Consider the following 1,167-nt stretch of genomic DNA (forward strand, 5'->3'; position numbering starts at 1 on the left):
GTTTGCCGGCTTCGCCGGGCAAACAAAAAGCCGGCCCAAATGACGGGCCGGTTTTTATTTATCATGCAAGAACCCACCATCGTGCGCCTGCCTTGACGCCCGGTGACTCGACATCCTCGCCCTTACCTCTGCCCCCCCTGCCGCCAAAGCTCATTTCTTATCCGGTGCCTGAATTTCAAACTGTATTAAAGGTTTGTCTGTAAGGTCGTTCCAGATTCCCACGCAAAAATGCTGACTCACTGACCTCAGTCAAACAGCCAGGATGATACTGAATGAACAAACGATTGTTGTTGTGCGCGATGATAGTTCCGGGAGCCTTGGCCGTCTCTCCTATGGTGTCGGCCCAGGCAAAAGAGAGTGTGTCGCTGAAAGAATATCAGCAGGCCAAAGCCAGCCAGGCTGTTTCCCTGAACCAGGCCATGGTGATGGCTTTCGAGAATAGCCCGGTATTGGCTTTGAGGCGGGCCGCGGTCTCGATACAGCAGGGACAGCTTGATCATGCCAGCCGCTGGGCGCCGAGCAATCCAGAGTTTGAGTTGGGGGCCCGTCAGGCCCCGGATCAGGCCGACGAGTCCCTGGAATATGGGGTGAGGGTTACTCAGGAGATCTGGATGGGTAATCGCGGCGACCTTGGCAGTCGCGTGCCCGGAGTAATCTCACGTCCCGGCAACAGGAGCTTGAATACCTGAAGGTAGCCACCAAGGCGCGGGTGCGGGCCGCCTATTTCCGGATACTGCTGGCTCAGAAAGAGTTGGAAACCGCAACCCGTGCCGTTGAACTTATGCAACGCACCAAAGACCTGGTTGAAATGTCCGTAAAACAGGGTAAACAAACCCGGATTGATCTCAATACCGCAGTCATTGGGCTTGCCAGGGCCCGGAATCAAAAAGCCTCGGCGGAACAAAAGCTCGAGCAATCAAAAATTGACCTTACCGAAGTGCTCGGGGTGTCCCCCTCCGATGCCGTTGGGGTGACCGGCGAGCTTGATGTGACGCTCGAAGACCTGCCTCCGACCAGCCAGCTTGTCGAGATGGCACAGAGTCAGAGAGCGGACCTGAAAGCGGCGGCCGCCAGAATTGCAGCGGATGAAAATAGTGTTATGTTGAAGGGCGTATAATCACTGTTACGTGTATCTATGACCTGAATCCGTGAGACCGGCCCCAGGAA

The 1,167-nt window shown here is 55.6% G+C and carries 3 protein-coding genes; all 3 read left to right on the forward strand.

The window, feature by feature from the left end:
- On the forward strand, nucleotides 1–203 hold a 203-nt coding region (locus tag B4967_RS18380; RefSeq protein WP_207953638.1), incomplete at its 5' end, for a hypothetical protein.
- A gap of 69 nt (nucleotides 204–272) precedes the next feature.
- Nucleotides 273–689 (forward strand): hypothetical protein, encoded by a 417-nt coding sequence (locus tag B4967_RS18385; RefSeq protein WP_207953639.1) that lies wholly within the window; start codon nucleotides 273–275, stop codon nucleotides 687–689.
- A complete protein-coding gene (locus tag B4967_RS18390) occupies nucleotides 686–1,117 on the forward strand; it encodes a TolC family protein (protein ID WP_243470602.1) in 432 nt (143 codons plus the stop codon). Before B4967_RS18385 ends, B4967_RS18390 begins: the two co-directional genes overlap by 4 nt.
- The last annotated feature ends 50 nt before the right edge of the window (nucleotides 1,118–1,167 follow it).

This window comes from Vreelandella lionensis (genome assembly GCF_002087295.1).
Classification (GTDB): Bacteria; Pseudomonadota; Gammaproteobacteria; order Pseudomonadales; family Halomonadaceae; genus Vreelandella; species Vreelandella lionensis.

Coding starts and splice junctions, on each gene's coding strand:
- B4967_RS18385 (WP_207953639.1), top strand. CDS start 273: ATGAACAAACGATTGTTGTTGTGCGCGATGATAGTTCCGGGAGCCTTG.